The sequence below is a fragment of the Pseudomonas sp. 10C3 genome, assembly GCF_036346185.1.
Lineage (GTDB): Bacteria > Pseudomonadota > Gammaproteobacteria > Pseudomonadales > Pseudomonadaceae > Aquipseudomonas.
In genome coordinates this window covers 43,183-61,707 of record NZ_JASJVE010000007.1, presented here as the reverse complement: position 1 = coordinate 61,707, position 18,525 = coordinate 43,183, and the positions used below count along the sequence as shown (strand labels likewise).

Genomic DNA, 18,525 nt, shown 5'->3' with positions numbered 1-18,525 from the left:
ACCTGCTTCTGGTGACCCTCAATGCCCCGCCGGCGGTCCCGCCTTCGCCGTAAACGGAGGCTTGGCCATCCACACCAGTACGATCAAGCCCATAAAAGCCCAGCCCAACATGTGGAAGTAGTCGACGGTCGACATCATGTACGCCTGGCTGTTGAGCATCCCTTCGAGTTGCGCGTACGCCTGACTACCGGCCCCGCCTAGGTTGCTCAGCGCATCGCGGGTCGTAGCGTCATAGGTGCTGATATTTTCGCTTAAATAGGCATGGTGCTGATTCGCCCGCCGAATCCAGATCCAGGTGGTGAGCGATGCGGCAAAACTGCCCCCCAGGTTCCGTAGAAACGTCGCCAGCCCCGAGCCATCGGCGATCTGGTCAGGCGGCAAGTCAGACAGCAAGATGGTCAACGTCGGCATGAAGAACAACGCCACGCCAGCCCCCATGAAGAGTTGCACCAGCGCGATATGCTCAAAATCGACCTGACTGGTGAAATCGGCGCGCATGAAGCAGCTCAGCCCTATCGCAAAAAACGCCAGCCCGGCCAGCAGTCGCAGGTCGAATTTGTGCGCGTATTTTCCGACAAAGGGCGACATCAGCACCGGCAGAATGCCAATGGGCGCCACCGCCAGCCCGGCATAGGTCGGGGTATACCCCATCTGTGTCTGCAGCCATTGCGGCAGCAGCAGGTTGATGCCGAAGAATCCGGCATAGCCCCCCACCAGAGTGATGGTCCCGATGCGGAAGTTACGAAAGGCGAACAGCCGTAAATTGACGATGGGGTGCCGGTCGGTCATTTCCCAAATGATGAATATTGCCAGGAAGACCACTGAAATGACGGTGCCTGTCACGATGAAGCTGGACGCGAACCAGTCCAGGTCATTGCCCTTGTCGAGCACGATTTGCAACGCACCTACACCCACGATCAACGTCAACAGGCCGACGTAATCCATGGGCTGTCGGCTAGTAACCACCGGCCGCGTACGCATTTGTGTGCGCACAACGAACGCAGCGAACAGACCGATTGGAATGTTGATGAAGAAAATCCATGGCCAGCTGTAGCTGTCGGTGATCCATCCGCCAAGGATCGGCCCGGCAATGGGCGCCACCACCGTGACCATCGCCAGCAATGCCAGTGCCATCCCCCTTTTTGCCGGGGGATAGACCGCAATCAGCAGCGTTTGGGTCATGGGGTACAGCGGACCGGCGACCACCCCTTGCAGCACGCGAAAACCCACCAGTTCTGGCATTGACTGGGAAATCCCGCACAAAAACGACGCGATCACGAACAGCACGGTGGCCCAGATAAACAGTTTTACCTCGCCCACCCGGCGGCTGAGCCAACCGGTCAGCGGCAAGGCAATCGCGTTACTGACCGCAAACGAGGTGATGACCCACGTACCCTGCTCCGAACTCACCCCCAGATTGCCGGAGATGGTCGGCAAAGCGACGTTGGCAATGGTGGTGTCGAGCACCTGCATAAAGGTCGCCAGCGACAGGCCGATGGTGCACATCAACAAACTGGGCGGCGTAAAAGAGGCCGGGGCGGTCGAGCTCATCGCGAATCCTTTAACACTTGAACGTCACTCCAGCCACGGGGCCGGAGCGGACGGATTGGCGAATCAGCGCTGAACCGTTCTGCTGTTGTTGGCGCTGTTATCGTGGATCAAACGCGTGATCAGGGCGTCGGCGTCGGCCAGTTGTTCTTCGTAGATATGGGTACTGAACGAGGCCTTCTGCGGCGGTTGCTGTGCCAGTACCGGGCCGCTCTGATCGTGCAGGTTGACGTTGGCCACGGTCGACAGGCCAATACGCAACGGATGCTCTTTCAACTGCTCGGCGTTGATGTGAATCCGCACCGGCACGCGCTGCACGATCTTGATCCAGTTACCGGTGGCGTTCTGCGCCGGCAGCAAGGCAAACGCGCCACCCGTGCCGGCACCCAGGCTGTCAACCGTGCCGCTGAACTTCACGTCACTGCCGTACAGGTCAGATTCAATGTCCACCGACTGACCGATGCGCATTTTGCCCAGCTGGGTTTCTTTGAAGTTGGCATCGATCCACAGCTGATCCAGAGGAATCACCGCCATCAACGCGGTGCCGGGTTGAACCCGCTGGCCCAACTGCACGGTACGCTTGGCTACGTAGCCGGTGACCGGGGCAATCAAGGTGCTGCGGGCGTTACCCAAGTAAGCCTGACGCAACTGCGCGGCAGCTGCTTTCACATCCGGGTGCGAGGACACCACCGTGTCGTCCACCAGCGCGGAGCTGGTAGCCAATTGCTGCTGGACGTTGTTCAACGCATTTTGCGCGGTCGTCAGGTCGTCGCGAGCATGGGACAACTCTTCCAGAGAGATCGCCCCGCCTGCGGCAAGATTCTTGCGGCGGTTGTAGTTGTCCTGGGCTTTCTGCACCTCGGCCCGTTGCGCGGCCAGCTGGGCCCTCATCCCGTCGACATTACTGTAAAGACCGCGCACCTGGCGCACCGTCTTGCCCAGATTGGCTTCGGCGCTTTGCAGGCTGACTTCGGCATCGCTCGGGTCGAACTGGATAAGCACCTGGCCCTCTCGAACCAGATCGCCATCGTCGGCGCCGATGCTCACCACCGTCCCGGTGACCAGCGGGGTAATGACCACCACGTTGCCGTTTACGTAGGCGTCATCAGTGCTTTCGTTCCAGCGCCCGTAGATTTCATACCAGCCCCAGATACCGAGACCGCCGAGGATCACCAGCATCAGGACCACCAGCAGCCAGATCTTGCGCTTGCGCGGGTTCTGGTTCTGAGCTGCGTTCTGAGCTTTTTGGTCGTGTACAGACGTCTTTTCGGTAGCGGCAGTAGCCATGACGATTACCTTGAGTTATTCAGTCAGCGAAGCGGTTGATGGGGTGTTCAGGCCTTGGCTTTCACCTTGAAAGCCTCCGCCCAGTGCCTGCATCAACTGGATCGACAAATCGATTCGTTCGGCGTTGAGATCCGCCAGTTGGCGTTGTGACTGGAGCAATTGCTGTTCAATGCTCAGCACATCGAGGTAGTTGCCTATCCCCGAGCCAAATCGCTGGACCACCGTGTTGTAGGAGTCTTGAGCGATGTCGGTGGCGCGCTGTTTGGCGTCGATCTGACCACCGATGGCACGCAGTTGAGAGAGCGTGTCGCTGACATCACCCAACGCCCGAACCAGGCTTTTGTTGTACTGCGCGACGGCCAGGTCGTAATCGGCATCGCGAGCATCGAGATCGGCGCGCAGGCGTCCGCCATCGAACAACGGCAAGGACACGGCAGGCGCGATATTGAAGAAACGGCTGGCCGAACCGAACAGCGCGTCACCCAGCAAAGACTCGGTGCCTGCGGCAGCACTCAGGTTCAGGTTTGGGTAAAAGCGGGTTTTGCCAGCGACAATACTTTTGCTCGCGGCTTCCACCCGCCAACGCGCGGCCACCAGATCGGGACGACGCCCGAGCAGCTCAGCCGGCAGCGCCGACGGCAAGGCAACTGCACTGGGCTGGAGAACCTTAGGACGGGCGATCTCTTCACCCCGGTCCGGCCCTTTGCCCAGCAACACCGCCAAGGCTATTTTCGCGCTACGCAGACGTTTTGCGGCATTGATCAGTTGTTCTTCAGAACTGGCTTCGAGACTTTGGGTCTGCTGGAACTGATAGCGACTGTCGATCCCGGACTTCAGACGACGGTCACCCAGTTCAAGCATTTGCTGGGTGCGTTTCAAGTCGTCAGCCGCCAGATCATGAACCACATGGGCCTGACCAAGGTCGCTGTAGGCGCGGGCAACGTCGGCCGCGAGGGTCAGTTGCGCGGCTTGCTGATCGACTTCGGCGGCACGTGCCTGGCCAAGTGCAGCTTCCCACGTGGCGCGTTGGCCGCCCCACAGGTCGAAGGTGTAATTGAAATTCACACCCAGATTACGCACGGTAGAGTAGGTACCACCCTCGCCTGTCGGGCTCTGATCGCGAGCCAGACGTGAACGACTGATACCCCCCTCGGCATCAACGGTCGGCATCCGTGCAGCGTCGGTGGCATACGCCGCGGCACTGGCCTGATGCGCCCGGGCACTGGCAACTTGCATGTCTGGGCTGTCGCGCAATGCTTCACTGATCAGACCATCGAGTTGCGGGTCACCGAGGCTTTTCCACCAATCGCTTTTCGGCCAGACGGCGGGCGACAACGTCACGCCATCGAGCGTCTGCGCGGCCTGGAGGTTTTTCGCATCCAGGCGTGTGCCTTCGGGGCCAAGACCACGGTAACTGGCGCACCCGGCCAGGCTCATGGCGAGAAACACCAGACTCACTGAGGTCCGCAGAGTCAGGTTACTCATTTCCCACCTGTCGCTTTAACGCCTAGACGGGCAATAGTGATCTGATCATCGGCCGCCACCAGCACCTTGGTCAGTATCTGCTCAAGGCTCTGCAATTCGGCCGGTTCGAGCGCACCCAACAGGTCGTTCATGGCCTCGGCACCGATCTGCGGAAGGCGGTCCGAAAGCGTTTTCCCCTCTTCGGTCAACGCCAGATGTACCTGGCGCCGATCAGTGTCCGAGCGGGTGCGGGTGATCAGTTCTTTTTGTTCAAGGCGGTCCAGCATGCGAGTCATTGAGCCACTGTCGAGGGACAGGTGACGGCACAGGTCGGCCGGGGTGTCGGCAGAAAACTGGGCAATGATAACCAACACTTTAAACTGCGATGCGGTCACACCGTACGGCACCAGATGCGTGTCCAGCAGGCGATCTTTGAGCGCGTTCGTGCGCCCGATCAACAGACCCATGAGACCGGAGTTGAAGTTGTCAGACGTGAAATGCTTCATCGAACCACCAAAAAGCTGCCTAGGCAGAGAGTTGGCGAAATACTACTGCCTAGGCAGCGAATGTCAATGCATTAATTAGCAAGCTTGCTAGTTGGACGGACAACAGCCGTTTTTATAACCCTATCGAACAACAGATGGACCTGGACACCCGCAGCGCATCCATCGGCAAAGTCGTGGCCGTCAAAAGCCGCGAAAGCGCGCCGCGGGCCTATTCACACAGAACGTTGTGCGACTGTAGGCTGAGGAGCTTTAATCTCGGGGCTGAGGGCTCGGAATACCACTGTGAAAGCGGAACTCGACATCGGGACTGTCGATGAGGCTGGCTTCGAGTACCCTGACTTTTTCGACGGTCCGCTCAACGTCAGCAGCTTCACCGTATTGATAGGCCAGCTTGAGGTAACCCTGGAAATGCCGGGCTTCACTTTTCAGCAACCCATCATAGAAGCGGCCCAGCTCTTCATCCAGATACGGCACCAGGGCTTCGAAACGCTCACAGCTTCGGGCTTCGATAAACGCACCCACCACCAGCGTATCGACCAGTTTGACGGGCTCATGGGTCCGCACCGCTGCTCTCAGCCCAGAGGCATAACGACTGGCTGACAATGCGCGCCATTCGATTTTGCGCTTTTTCATCAACCGCAAGACCTGTTCATGGTGCACCAACTCCTCACGGGCGAGGCGCGACATCATCATGACCAAGTCAGGATACGAACCGTATTTGGCGATCATGCTCATGGCAGTGCTGGCGGCCTTGAATTCACAGTTCTTGTGATCGAGGAGCATCTTTTCCTGATTGGCCAACGCCGCCTCAATCCAGCCCGCGGGGGTCCTGCACCCTAGAAACTCATGGATTTCAGGCAGCACGGGCGCCCTCGAAACCTTGGTTACAGGATGTGAAGCGTCGATTTCAGGGTTCAGTTGCATAGGCTCACAGCACGGCTGGGTGGGCAAAACGCAGCATTATACGAGGGCAGAGCGAATGAACCAGCGCCTTGCAGCAGATTTGACCTGATCTGGATCAACAACCCAGTCAGCGGACTGCAACTATAGTTGTAGCTAAACAGCCGCCGTGAAAATAGTCAGTCGCATCTAGGGAGATCCAACTCATGCAAGCCGTTCGCAGCATCCTCGTGATAATCGAGCCTCAACATGCCGAAAGCCTGGCCCTTAAACGCGCCAAACTGATCGCGGGGGTGACTGGCGCACATCTGCATTTGCTGGTCTGCGACAAAAAACATGATCACTCGGCCCTGCTCAGCGTTCTCACGACCGGGTTGATCAGCGAAGGCTTCAGCGTTACCGCCGAGCAAGAGTGGAACGAGACGCTGCATCAAACCATCATTGATGCTCAGCTGGAAAAAGGGTGTGGCCTGGTCATCAAGCAGCACTTCCCCGATAACCCGCTGAAAAAAGCGTTGCTGACTCCCGATGACTGGAAATTGCTGCGGCTATGCCCAAGCCCGGTGCTGATGGTCAAAACCTCGACGCCGTGGACTGGCGGGGTGGTTCTGGCGGCGGTTGATGTCGGTAATTCTGACGGTGAGCACCGTGCCCTGCACTTCAACATCGTTGATCACGGCTTCCAGATTGCCGCGCTGGCCAAGGCGCAATTGCATGTCATCACCGCGCACCCTTCACCCATGCTGTCAGCCGCCGATCCGGTGTTTCAGCTCAAAGAAAGCATCGAAGCGCGCTACCGGGATCAATGCCGGGCGTTTCAGGCCGAGTTCGATGTCGATGACGCCCACCTGCACATCGCCGAAGGCCCGGCCGACGTGCTGATCCCTTATACCGCGCGCAAACTCAACGCGGTCGTCACCGTGATCGGCACTGTGGCGCGCACGGGTATTTCCGGCGCACTGATCGGCAACACCGCCGAAGTGGTGCTCGATTCACTGGAAACCGATGTGTTAGTGCTGAAAACCGAAGAAATCATTGCTCATCTGGAAGAGCTGGCGGCCAAGGGCTGATAGCGTTTGTGCCCGTTACATCGCCTTCGCGAATGGCTTGAAGCGATTTACCTGACGCCAAACGCATCCTTGAGAAAACCCGGGGCGATGTACCGTTCGTAATGGGCTTCTGACAGCAGAAAAAACTCGCGATCAATCGCATCGCGCAGTTCTGGCAGGGCCCAACTACGAAACTCCGGCATCAGCACCACCCCATACGCATCAAGCTGACTGATAACCCGCGCACCGCGGGCAATCAGTTGGTAGGCCCAGCAATAGGCCGACTGATGTGGCACAAAGCGGATTTTGCGTTTTTCCAGCTGCTGACGCAGCTTGGCAGCGTCGAACACTTCAAGCTTGGCGGTCATGACCTGGACGAGCAGTTGTTCCAGGCGCAGCCAGACAGCACGCTTTTCATCCTCGTTGTAACCATTCCAGTTGATTACTTCGTGGTGGAATCGCTTGCAACCACGGCACACCAGATCCCCATAAACAGTAGAACAGAGGCCGATGCAGGGAGTCTTGATGGTTTGATTGGACATGGTCGAGAGGACGGCAACAGGCAAAACAAGCGCGCATGTTAGCCCTTTGTCTAACGAGGGTCACCCCTGAACATGCAGGGTCTAACTTACCTTTACCCGATTTTTGCCGTAGAATCATCGAGCCTTTTAAGGCGCCAATGTCCGTTAGAAGCTGTTTTCAAAGCGTCACGAGCACAGTCAAGTAACCCAGCAGTCCGGTGTTGATGCAGGTATTTCTCTTCGAAAAATTCTGTGTCGACACTCATCAGCCGTCCTGCAGGCGTAAAACTTTGAAAACAGCTTCTGTAAGAAATTACCGACTCCCCGGCCAAATGGCTCAAAAAGCCTAAAAAGCGCATGGGTGCGGATAATTTTCTGGATGAGCGTCCCGGACACCCATTTGGGACCACTGATGAGGGTAATACTGTGCTTGAAGCCTACCGTAAACACATCGAAGAGCGTGCCGCCCAGGGTATCGTGCCCCAGCCGCTTAACGCCGAACAAACCGCAGGCCTGATCGAGCTGCTGAAAAATCCCCCGGCTGGCGAAGAAGCTTTCCTTGTCGACCTGATTACAAATCGCGTTCCACCAGGCGTTGACGAAGCTGCATACGTCAAAGCTGGCTTCCTGTCCGCTCTGGCCAAAGGTGAAGCCACCTCTCCGCTGATCGACAAAAAGCGTGCTGTTGAACTGTTGGGCACCATGCAAGGTGGCTACAACATCGTCACCCTGGTTGACCTGCTGGACAACGCTGAATTGGCGCCAGTCGCTGCCAAAGAACTCAAGCACACCCTGCTGATGTTCGACGCGTTCCACGACGTGGCTGAAAAAGCCAAGAACGGCAACGTTCATGCTAAAGGTGTTCTGCAATCCTGGGCCGACGGCGAGTGGTTCCAGAAGCGCCCTGTTCTGGACGACAAAATCAGCCTACGCGTGTTCAAGGTCACCGGCGAAACCAACACCGACGACCTGTCCCCTGCACCTGATGCCTGGTCCCGTCCTGACATCCCGCTGCACGCCCTGGCCATGTTGAAAATGGCCCGTGACGGCATCGTGCCTGATGAACAAGGCGTGACTGGCCCGATGAAGCAGATCGAAACCATGCGCGGCCAAGGTTTCCCTATCGCCTACGTCGGTGACGTGGTCGGTACCGGTTCTTCGCGTAAATCAGCCACCAACTCGGTGCTGTGGTTCTTCGGCGACGACGTTCCTTTCGTACCGAACAAGCGCTCCGGCGGTTTCTGCTTCGGTAACAAGATCGCTCCAATCTTCTACAACACCATGGAAGATGCCGGCGCTCTGCCGATCGAATTCGACGTTTCCCTGATGAACATGGGCGACGTGATCGACCTTTACCCGCATGCCGGTAAAGTCACCAAGCACAACAGCGAAGAAGTCCTGGCCACCTTCGAAATGAAGACCCCTGTACTGCTCGACGAAGTTCGTGCTGGCGGCCGTATCCCACTGATCATTGGCCGTGGCCTGACCGAAAAAGCCCGTACCGAACTGGGTCTGCCACCTTCGACCCTGTTCAAGCTGCCTGAACAACCGGCTGCCAGCACCAAGGGTTTCACCCTGGCGCAGAAAATGGTCGGCAAGGCATGCGGCGTCGCCGGCGTTCGTCCAGGCACGTACTGCGAGCCGAAGATGACCACCGTCGGTTCCCAGGACACGACTGGCCCGATGACCCGCGACGAATTGAAAGACCTGGCTTGCCTGGGTTTCTCTACCGATCTGGTCATGCAGTCTTTCTGCCACACCGCGGCATATCCAAAGCCGATCGACGTCAAGACTCACCACACCCTGCCTGACTTCATCATGACCCGCGGCGGTGTTTCCCTGCGTCCGGGCGATGGCATCATCCACAGCTGGCTGAACCGTATGCTCCTGCCGGACACCGTCGGTACCGGTGGTGACTCGCACACCCGTTTCCCAATGGGGATTTCTTTCCCGGCCGGTTCCGGTCTGGTCGCGTTCGCTGCTGCCACGGGCGTTATGCCGTTGGACATGCCGGAATCGATCCTGGTCCGCTTCAAAGGCAAAATGCAACCTGGCGTCACCCTGCGTGACCTCGTTCACGCCATTCCTTACTACGCGATTCAGGCTGGCCTGCTGACCGTAGAGAAGAAAGGCAAGAAAAACGCATTCTCCGGTCGCATCCTGGAAATCGAAGGCCTCGACAACCTGAGCATCGAACAGGCTTTCGAGCTGTCCGACGCCTCTGCCGAGCGTTCCGCTGCCGGTTGCACCATCAAGCTGTCGAAAGAGTCGATCGCCGAGTACCTGAAGTCCAACATTACCCTGCTGCGCTGGATGATCGGCGAAGGCTACGGCGATGCTCGTACTCTGGAACGTCGTGCTCAAGCGATGGAAGCCTGGGTTGCCAACCCTGAGCTGATGGTTGCCGATGCTGACGCCGAATACGCCGAAACCATCGAAATCGACCTGGCTGACATCAAAGAGCCTGTGCTCTGCGCGCCAAACGACCCGGACGACGCCCGTCTGCTTTCCAGCGTTGCTGGCGAGAAGATCGACGAAGTATTCATCGGTTCGTGCATGACCAACATCGGTCACTTCCGCGCTGCAGGCAAACTGCTGCAGAAAGTTGAAGGTTCGCTGCCAACCCGTCTGTGGCTGTCGCCTCCGACCAAAATGGACGCGCACCAGTTGACCGAAGAAGGCTACTACGGCATCTACGGCAAAGCTGGCGCACGCATGGAAATGCCAGGTTGCTCGTTGTGCATGGGTAACCAGGCACGCGTTGAACCTAACGCTACCGTGGTGTCCACGTCGACCCGTAACTTCCCCAACCGTCTGGGTGATGGCGCGAACGTTTACCTGGCCTCGGCCGAGTTGGCGTCTGTTGCATCGATCCTGGGTCGCCTGCCGACCGTTGAGGAATACATGGCCTACGCGAAAGAAATCGACACCATGGCAGCGGACGTTTACCGCTACCTGAGTTTCGACCAGATCGCCGAGTTCCGTGAAGCTGCAGCGAACGCCAACATCCCGGTCGTTCAAGCGTAACGAAACACCGCGTTGAAAAAACCCCGTCCTGGTGACGGGGTTTTTTTTGCCTTCAATACTGTCAGAGTCAGAAAACAAAAAAGCCCCACATCTCGCGATGCAGGGCCCTTTGTTACCGCTTCAACTCACACCATCAAACCACAACCGCCTGACCACTCATCGCCAAATCCAGCAACTCACGGTTGGCGACGGCATACATCGCGTAGTCAGTTCCGCTGGCCGCACGCAGCTCAACCAGCATTGCCCGCCAGCGCTCGACCATTGGCAGGTGCTGTTCAAGCCACAATGTCAGGCGCGCTTCGACATCCGCCGGAGCATCCGGCATCTGCAGGACCGACACAGTGATCGCCCGTTGCTGCCAGTCGATGTCGTCACGGAAGGCTTCACGTGCCAGGGCCTGCCAGTTGTTTTCCACCGGCAGGTTGCTGATCTGTTGCAAGTACCAAGTCACGTCCAGCGCGCTGCCCACGGCGAAGTAAGCCTTGGCCACATCGGCAGCGTTCTGCCCGGTGACATCCGACGCTTCGATGATTGGCAACAGCGTGTACAAGTGGCTGGTGCCTGCGACCATGCGCGCCAGCAACTCGGGTACGCCGGCTTCGACATACGTTTGATAACGAGCCTGCCAGACTTCCCGGGTCGGGCCTTCCAGCAGCTCGTCAAGCTTGAGACCCAACGCCGCGATGTGCGGACCGAAGTGTGCGACGTCGCGTCCAGCATCCAGTTCGTTGCGACGGCTACGCAGGAACCAGCGCGTGGCGCGACGACCCAGACGCATCAGCTCGTCCATCAGGGCTAACTGGATTTCGGCCGGAACCTTGTAATCCAGGGCCTCGATCTGCCGGAACCAGTGCGGCAGGTGGAAGATGTCCCGCACGATCACGTAAGCGCCCGCCACATTGGCCGCACTCATGCCAGTGGACTCTTTGAGCCGCTGAACGAAGGTGATGCCCATATGGTTGACCAGGTCGTTGGCGATCTGGGTGCTGACGATTTCGCGCTTGAGGCGGTGACGACGCATGGCCTCGGAGAACTTGGCGGCCAGCGAAGGCGGGAATGCCGTCTCCATGTCGCGCACCAGATAATCGTCATCTGGAACGCGGGACCCGAGCAGCGATTCCTTGAGGTCGATTTTGCTATAAGAGATCAGCACCGACAGTTCGGCACGGGTCAGGCCATGGCCCGCCCCAGTCCGCTCGGCCAACTGCTCTTCGGTCGGAAGGAACTCGATGGCACGGTCCAGCTTGCCACGCGCTTCCAGATCGCTCATCAGACGCTTGTATTCAGCGATCCGCTCATAAGCGCGACGCGCGGCCAGGGACAAGGCCTGCGTCTGCTTATAGTTGTTGCCCAGCACCAGGCTGCCGACTTCGTCGGTCATGCTTTCGAGCAGCAGGTTTCGCTGCTTCTCAGTCATGTCACCGGCCTGAACGACTTCGTTGAGCAGAATCTTGATATTCACTTCGTGGTCGGAGCAATCCACACCACCGGCGTTGTCGATGAAGTCGGTATTGGAGCCGCCGCCATTGAGGCCGAACTCGACCCGACCCAATTGGGTCATGCCCAGGTTGCCGCCCTCGCCCACTACTTTACAGCGCAGTTCATTGCCGTTCACACGCAGCGCATCGTTGGCCTTGTCGCCGACATCGGCGTGGCTTTCTTCGCTGGATTTGACGTACGTACCGATACCTCCGTTCCACAGCAGATCCACCGGCGCCTTGAGCAGCGCATTGAGCAACTCGGTCGGGGTCAGCTTGTCGGCCGTGATGTCGAAGCGTTCTTTCATCTGTGGGCTGATGGCGATGCTTTTCGCACTGCGCGAGAAGATCCCGCCGCCTTCGGACATGATGCTGGCGTCGTAGTCGCTCCAGGCCGAACGCGGCAGATCAAACAAGCGCTGGCGCTCGATGAAACTGTTGGCCGGCTCAGGATTCGGATCGATGAAGATGTGCAGGTGGTTGAACGCAGCAACCAGCAGCAGCTTGTCGGACATCAACAAGCCGTTGCCGAACACGTCACCGGCCATATCACCGATACCGATCACACTGATGCTGTCTTGCTGGACGTTGATGTCGCGTTCACGGAAGTGACGCTGCACACCGACCCACGCGCCTTTAGCGGTGATGCCCATTTTTTTGTGGTCGTAACCGGCCGAACCACCCGAGGCGAAAGCATCGCCGAGCCAGAAGCCGTAATCGATGGCAATCCCGTTGGCGATATCAGAGAACGTTGCGGTACCTTTGTCAGCTGCAACGACGAGGTACGGATCATCCTCGTCATGCCGTACCACATTGGTCGGCGGCACCAGGCCACCGTCCTTGAGGTTGTCGGTGATGTCCAGCAAACCGGAAATGAAGATTTTGTAGCAGGTGATCGCTTCAGCCTGAGTCTCGTCACGGCTGCCGCCAATCAACGGCAGGCGACGCGGAATGAAGCCACCTTTGGCGCCCACTGGCACGATGACCGAGTTCTTCACTTGCTGGGCTTTTACCAGACCCAACACTTCGGTGCGGAAGTCTTCCTCACGGTCCGACCAGCGCAAGCCACCACGAGCGACGTTGCCGAAGCGCAGGTGCACACCTTCGACCCGTGGCGAATAGACGAAGATCTCGAATTTTGGCACCGGCTTGGGCAGCTCGGGAATCAGGCGCGGGTTGAACTTGAAGCTGAAGTAGCTTTTGTTCTGACCGTTGGCGTCCGGTTGGTAGAAGTTGGTCCGTAAGGTAGCTTTGATCAGGTCCAGGTAACGACGCAGGATGCGGTCTTCGTTGAGCACCTGAACGTTGTCCAGTGCCGCCAGAATCGCTTGTTCCAGGCGCTGCTGCTTGTCTTCCAAGTCGTCGGAAGTCAGTTTTCGCGCCAGATAGAAGCGCGTTTTGAACAACCGCGTCAGCTCGCGAGCGATATCGGTGTGGTTGTTCAGGGTGCTGGCGATATAACCCAGATCAAAGCCCAGACGAATCTGCTTCATGTAACGGGCATAAGCACGCAGCAACGCGACATCGCGCCACGGCAGACCCGCCGTCAACACCAGACGGTTGAACGCATCATTTTCGGCATCGCCGCTCACGATATGTACGAACGCATCTTGCAGCGTGTCATTGAGTTGCTGAATGTCGAGGTTCAGGCCTTCACCCGCCGTAAAGGCAAAGTCGTGAATCCAGAACTCGCGGCCATTTTTTCGAAGCAGGCGATAAGGGAACTCACCCAGCACGCGCAGGCCAAGGTTCTCCAGAATCGGCAGGACGTCGGACAAGGCCAGCGGGGTATCGGCGTGGTAAAGCTTGCAATGCAGTTGCTGCTTACCGGCTTGCGCCAGCGGCTGGTAGAAGCTCATCACCAACGGATTGGCTTCAGTCAGACTGAGCAAATGCTGCATGTCGACCACGGCCGAATGCGCAGCAAAGCGCTCACGGTAACCGGCCGGAAAACCTTTAGGGTAGTCGGACAGCACATTGGTGCCGTGGGCTTCGCCGAAGCTTTCGATAACGAGGCTGGAGTAATCGTCCTGCCAAGACCGGCAAGCCTGTACCACTTCGTTTTCCAGCTGCTGTGCGTCGATGTCGAGACGGCTTTTCGGGTCCACTCGCAGGATCAACTGCACGCGCGCCAATACTGACTCGGAGAAGAAGGTCCAGAATTCGCAATCGCTGGCCTTCAAGCGATCCATCAGTACTTGCTGGATTTTCTGCCGGACTTCGGTGGAATAAACGTCGCGCGGCACATAGGCCAGGCAGTAGCAGAACCGGCCATACGGGTCCTTGCGCAGGAACACGCGAATCTTGTTGCGCTCCTGGATCTGGACGATGGACATCACGGTGCTGAACAACTCGTCCACCGGGGTCTGGAACAGATCATCACGCGGCAGCACTTCCACCACTTGCGCCAATTCCTTGCCCAGATGCGCCTTGGCATCGAAACCGGAGCGACGCTCGACTTCGGCAACCTTGCGGCGAATGTAAGGGATCTGACGCACGCTCTCGCCGTACACCGATGAGGTGTACAGGCCCATGAAGCGGCATTCCTTGATCACTTTGCCGGTAGCATCGATCTTGCGGATCGACACGTAATCCGGGTACGCCGGGCGATGCACCCGGCTTGGGTGTGCGGCCTTGGCGAACGACAGCAACATCGGCTCTTGCAGATAATTCACTGCGTAGTCTTCGATGTGCAGGTCTTCTTTGGTCAGCCCTGCGCGCAGCAGCTTGGTCAGACCGAGGAAGGACGACTCGTCATACACGAGATAGCCGCCGCCATTGTCATTACGGACTTCGAACTCTTCGTAGCCAAGGAAGGTGAAGTGGTTGTCCACCAGCCATTGCAGGAAGACCTTGACCTCGGACTTCTCGCCTTCTTCAACGGCAAACTCAAGGGTGTCGATACCGGCCAGCAGCTCGTTGATCTTGACCTTCATCGGTTCGAAGTCAGCGACCGCGATCCGTACTTCATCCAGCACTTGCTCGAGTTCACGAACCAGCACATTCATTTCGGCAACATTGGCGCAGCGATCAATCTCCAGGTACATCAGAGACTCTTCCAGGATGTCCTCGCCGTGAGAACCCTTGGGCAACAACTCCAGCAATTCGCCCTTGCTGCCGCGACGCACGCTCAGCACGGTGGTTTGCAGGGTGTGAATGCTGTAACCGCGACGGTTCAGCTCGGTACGGACCGAGTCCACCAAAAACGGTAGATCGTGATGCAGAACCTCGACCGCGGTGTGGGTCGACTGCCAGCCATGGCGCTCGTAATCAGGGTTGTAGACCCGCACTTGCGGATGAATATGTTCGAAACGTTCAAGCAGTCGCCAGGCAGACAAGGTGCAACCGGCCAGGTCGGATAGCCGGCGCTGGGTCAGTTCATCAAGGGAAATAATGCCGAAGAATTGCTCAGCGAACAGCGCCACTTGTGGCAGTGCCTGTTCACTGATGTGCTGCGCCAGTGCCGCTTGCAGTTGATGCTGGAAGTCGGACTTGCTGGCTGCGGTGAAGAACGCCATCTGTGGTACTCCGCTTGGGCTTTTTATTGATAGAAGCGTCGCATCCCGTTCAGGGAATCGCCATCACGCGTGCTGAGTTTCAAACAAACGCAGCACAGCATGACAGGGTAATGAAGCTAAAGAACAAACGCTCGTCACGATCGGGTAGTCACATTCATTTTCCCGAGAGTGAACTCGGTGAAGAAAATGGGCATCTACAAAAACGACTGCCCGGGCGGGCTGTGTCTTTAGAGGTGTCCATCCTGCTGCGAAGCTTAACGATAGCGGGCCCGACCCTGCTTGCGGTGCTGCGACATATTCGGTCATCGGCACGTAACAGGCGCGCGAAATCCCCTCTAAATAGAGGTCGACACCGAATCAGGTGTTCTTGAATGATCAAGGGAAGGCATTGCCGAGACTGAGAAGAGGATCACAGCCAGCCGGATGAAGCGGGGGATTGTGGATAAAACGTCACGGGGTGCGATTGCGCACCCCTGGACAAGCAGCCGATGATCAGGGATCAGGCTTTTTTCAAGAACTCGGTACGCAATACCAAGCCTTTGACTTTCTCGACCTTGCATTCAACTTCATCTTCGTTATCGGTCAGGCGAATGCCCTTGACCATGGTGCCACGCTTGAGCGTGACCGAAGTGCCTTTGACTTTAAGGTCCTTAATCAGCGTCACTGAGTCGCCGTCGGCCAGTTGGGTACCATTGCTGTCTCTAACAATCAGGGTCATATCGAGTAAACATTCTTAAGCATTACGAAGGTGTAATGGCCCGCATTATAGCCCCTGCCCCGCCCAATAAAAACCTAGCAGGCCACTGGGACATAGCGTGTAATTAACCGACAAACAATCGCCGAGACTGGCAAAATCAAATTTTGTCTGCCTCGATAGATCAGGAAACCATCATGCAAATCAACGCGACCGCCCTCATCGTCAACCCTTGCGATGACGAATACGACGATATGGCCTTGTTCTGCTGCCACGGGGAAACAGGCGATCTGTTCTCGCTGACCCGCTTCCCTGACGAGAATCAGGTGGAGATCACAGTCGGTGACGACAAGACACTGACCCTGGAAAACTTGAAAGTCACCTTCAGCGCCGAACGCCTGCTGGTTGAAATCGACCCCGCCGACGCTGAGCAGCTCGAGGGTCATGTCACCTATGAAATTCGTCACACAACACCGGCGGACGAGTTGCGTGATGTCCAGGAAACCTTGCAGATCATTCTGGAAGACATCGGCACCTACGTCAGCGAAATTGCCTGAACCCCATCGCTTGATCGTCAACCGACACTAAGACGGGAACAGTCATGACCCCACCGATTTTCGATGCCCACTGCCACATCATCGATTCGCGCTTTCCCCTGGTGCCCAACAACGGTTATCTGCCCGAACCTTTTACCGTCGAGGATTACCTGGCCCAAACCCGGCCACTGGGCGTCACCGGCGGTGCGGTGGTGTCCGGTTCTTTCCAGGGCTTCGATCAAGGTTATCTGCTCGACGCCCTGCATCGACTAGGGTCAGGCTTCGTCGGCGTGACCCAATTGCCAGACCGCGTGACCAGCGCCGAACTGCAAACCCTGAATGGCTTTGGGGTGCGCGCACTGCGCTTTAACCTCAAGCGTGGCGGTTCGGAGCAACTGGACCAGCTTGAAGCGCTGGCCCATCGCGTGCACGAGCAAGTGGGATGGCACTCTGAGCTGTACATCGACTCCCGTGAGTTGCCCGAGATTGAACAACGCCTGCTGCAATTGCCGGCGATCAGCATTGATCATCTGGGTTTGAGCAAAGAGGGTCTGCCCAGCGTCCTGCGTCTGGCCGAAAAAGGCGTACGTATCAAGGCCTGCGGTTTTGGTCGGGTGGACTTCCCGGCAGCCTCGACACTAAAAGACATTTTCGCCGCCAACCCCCACGCCCTGATGTTCGGCACCGACCTGCCCTCCACTCGTGCGCCACGGCCGTTTGCAGCGAGCGATATCGAACTGCTGATCGATGCAGTGGGCGAACAAGGCGCACGGCTGGCGCTGTGGGACAATGCGACGGCATTTTATCGGGTGTAAGTACTGCGGAAGGCCGTGATGGAGATTTATCCAGCAGCAATCTCCTACACAGCTTAAACACGACACGTCAGACAATTCCGATATTTACGCAGGTTAAATCCGACAATCCCGGAAAAAAGCCCATAGCCGTTAGTCGGCACAGCCCCGGATGGATTAAAGTAACACCCCCAACCTCAGCGTCGTTTGACGCTGTCGGTCACCCTGCCAGGAACAGTCAACGATGGAACATCGTGAAGCGCTGATTGCGCTGCGAACCTTTCTCTCAACGCAGATTCTCGGCCAGGAAAAACTGATCGAGCGGCTGTTGATTGCCCTGCTCGCTGACGGCCACATGCTGGTCGAGGGCGCACCGGGTCTGGCCAAGACCAAAGCGATCAAGGAACTGGCCGAAGGCGTCGAAGCACAATTCCACCGCATTCAATTCACCCCTGACTTGCTGCCTGCCGACATCACCGGCACCGAGATCTATCGTCCGGAAACGGGCAGCTTCGTCTTCCAACAGGGGCCGATCTTCCACAATCTGGTGCTCGCCGACGAAATCAACCGGGCCCCGGCCAAGGTTCAGTCAGCCTTGCTGGAGGCCATGGCCGAACGTCAGGTCAGTGTCGGGCGCAGCACCTATGAACTGTCGCCGCTATTTCTGGTGATGGCGACGCAGAACCCCATCGAGCAGGAGGGCACCTATCCGCTGCCCGAGGCCCAGCTCGACCGCTTCCTGATGCACGTCAAAATCGGCTTCCCGGACGCGGCAGTCGAACGCAAGATCCTTCAGCAAGCTCGCGGCGAAGCACTTAATGGTGAAACCAAGCCAGAACGCCGGGTCAGCCAGCAGGCGATTTTCGCTGCACGCAAGGAAATCCTCGGGCTGTATATGGCCGATGCGGTGGAGGAATACCTGGTACAGCTGGTGATGGCCACGCGCACACCCGCCAAGTTCGACCCGGAAATGGCCGACTGGATTGCTTACGGCGCCAGCCCGCGTGGCTCGATTGCCCTGGACCGCTGCGCACGGGCTCATGCCTGGCTGGCTGGCCGGGATTTCGTCAGCCCCGAAGATATTCAGGCGGTGCTGTTCGACGTGTTGCGCCACCGTATTATTCTGTCGTTCGAAGCGGAAGCCGCCGGTATCGATCAGGACCGCGTGATCCAGCGCATCCTCGACGTCGTGGCTGTCGCCTGACC

At 57.8% G+C, this 18,525-nt stretch carries 13 protein-coding genes; 5 read left to right on the top strand and 8 right to left on the bottom strand.

From position 1 onward, the window contains the following. Positions 1-18: 18 nt before the first annotated feature. The 5 genes from QN399_RS08355 to QN399_RS08335 all read right to left on the bottom strand — a co-directional run bounded on the left by QN399_RS08355 (position 19) and on the right by QN399_RS08335 (position 5,729). Positions 19-1,551: a DHA2 family efflux MFS transporter permease subunit gene (locus tag QN399_RS08355; RefSeq protein WP_330200808.1), complete on the bottom strand. Its 1,533-nt coding sequence runs from the start codon at positions 1,549-1,551 to the stop codon at positions 19-21. A gap of 63 nt (positions 1,552-1,614) precedes the next feature. Beyond that, entirely contained in the window at positions 1,615-2,835 is a 1,221-nt protein-coding gene (locus QN399_RS08350; RefSeq protein ID WP_322178264.1) for an HlyD family efflux transporter periplasmic adaptor subunit, read from the bottom strand. Between the two features lie 15 nt (positions 2,836-2,850). Continuing rightward, positions 2,851-4,320: an efflux transporter outer membrane subunit gene (locus QN399_RS08345; RefSeq protein ID WP_322178263.1), complete on the bottom strand. Its 1,470-nt coding sequence runs from the start codon at positions 4,318-4,320 to the stop codon at positions 2,851-2,853. Further along, positions 4,317-4,805: a MarR family transcriptional regulator gene (locus QN399_RS08340; RefSeq protein ID WP_330200807.1), complete on the bottom strand. Its 489-nt coding sequence runs from the start codon at positions 4,803-4,805 to the stop codon at positions 4,317-4,319. Before QN399_RS08340 ends, QN399_RS08345 begins: the two co-directional genes overlap by 4 nt. Before the next feature lie 249 nt (positions 4,806-5,054). After that, a complete protein-coding gene (locus tag QN399_RS08335) occupies positions 5,055-5,729 on the bottom strand; it encodes a tRNA isopentenyl-2-thiomethyl-A-37 hydroxylase MiaE (protein ID WP_322178261.1) in 675 nt (224 codons plus the stop codon). Positions 5,730-5,911: 182 nt separating this feature from the next. Between QN399_RS08335 and QN399_RS08330 the strand changes: the two genes are divergently transcribed. Then, positions 5,912-6,775 carry a universal stress protein gene (locus QN399_RS08330; RefSeq protein WP_322178260.1) on the top strand — a complete coding sequence of 288 codons (864 nt, stop codon included), beginning with the start codon at positions 5,912-5,914 and terminating at the stop codon, positions 6,773-6,775. Positions 6,776-6,822: 47 nt separating this feature from the next. On the opposite strand, the gene QN399_RS08325 is transcribed toward QN399_RS08330, so the two are convergent. After that, the gene (locus tag QN399_RS08325; RefSeq protein WP_219061501.1) at positions 6,823-7,296 is read right to left on the bottom strand and encodes a DUF1289 domain-containing protein; all 474 of its coding nucleotides are present in this window, start codon (positions 7,294-7,296) and stop codon (positions 6,823-6,825) included. A 405-nt stretch (positions 7,297-7,701) separates the two neighbouring features. On the opposite strand from QN399_RS08325, the gene acnB reads away from it, so the two are divergent. Further along, a complete protein-coding gene (acnB, locus tag QN399_RS08320; protein ID WP_322178259.1) occupies positions 7,702-10,302 on the top strand; it encodes a bifunctional aconitate hydratase 2/2-methylisocitrate dehydratase in 2,601 nt (866 codons plus the stop codon). Between the two features lie 133 nt (positions 10,303-10,435). Here acnB and QN399_RS08315 read toward each other — a convergent pair whose 3' ends face one another. Further along, positions 10,436-15,298, bottom strand: coding sequence for an NAD-glutamate dehydrogenase (locus tag QN399_RS08315; RefSeq protein ID WP_322178258.1), 4,863 nt, complete (start codon positions 15,296-15,298; stop codon positions 10,436-10,438). Between the two features lie 499 nt (positions 15,299-15,797). After that, positions 15,798-16,016, bottom strand: coding sequence for an alkylphosphonate utilization protein (locus QN399_RS08310; RefSeq protein WP_257604287.1), 219 nt, complete (start codon positions 16,014-16,016; stop codon positions 15,798-15,800). Between the two features lie 173 nt (positions 16,017-16,189). Here QN399_RS08310 and QN399_RS08305 point away from each other — a divergent pair, with 173 nt between their 5' ends. The 3 genes from QN399_RS08305 to QN399_RS08295 all read left to right on the top strand — a co-directional run bounded on the left by QN399_RS08305 (position 16,190) and on the right by QN399_RS08295 (position 18,523). Then, complete coding sequence (locus QN399_RS08305; protein ID WP_322178257.1) at positions 16,190-16,549, top strand: hypothetical protein; 360 nt, start codon at positions 16,190-16,192, stop codon at positions 16,547-16,549. A gap of 44 nt (positions 16,550-16,593) precedes the next feature. Beyond that, positions 16,594-17,343: an amidohydrolase family protein gene (locus QN399_RS08300; protein WP_330200806.1), complete on the top strand. Its 750-nt coding sequence runs from the start codon at positions 16,594-16,596 to the stop codon at positions 17,341-17,343. A gap of 220 nt (positions 17,344-17,563) precedes the next feature. Next, positions 17,564-18,523 carry a MoxR family ATPase gene (locus tag QN399_RS08295; RefSeq protein WP_219061506.1) on the top strand — a complete coding sequence of 320 codons (960 nt, stop codon included), beginning with the start codon at positions 17,564-17,566 and terminating at the stop codon, positions 18,521-18,523. Positions 18,524-18,525: the final 2 nt, after the last annotated feature.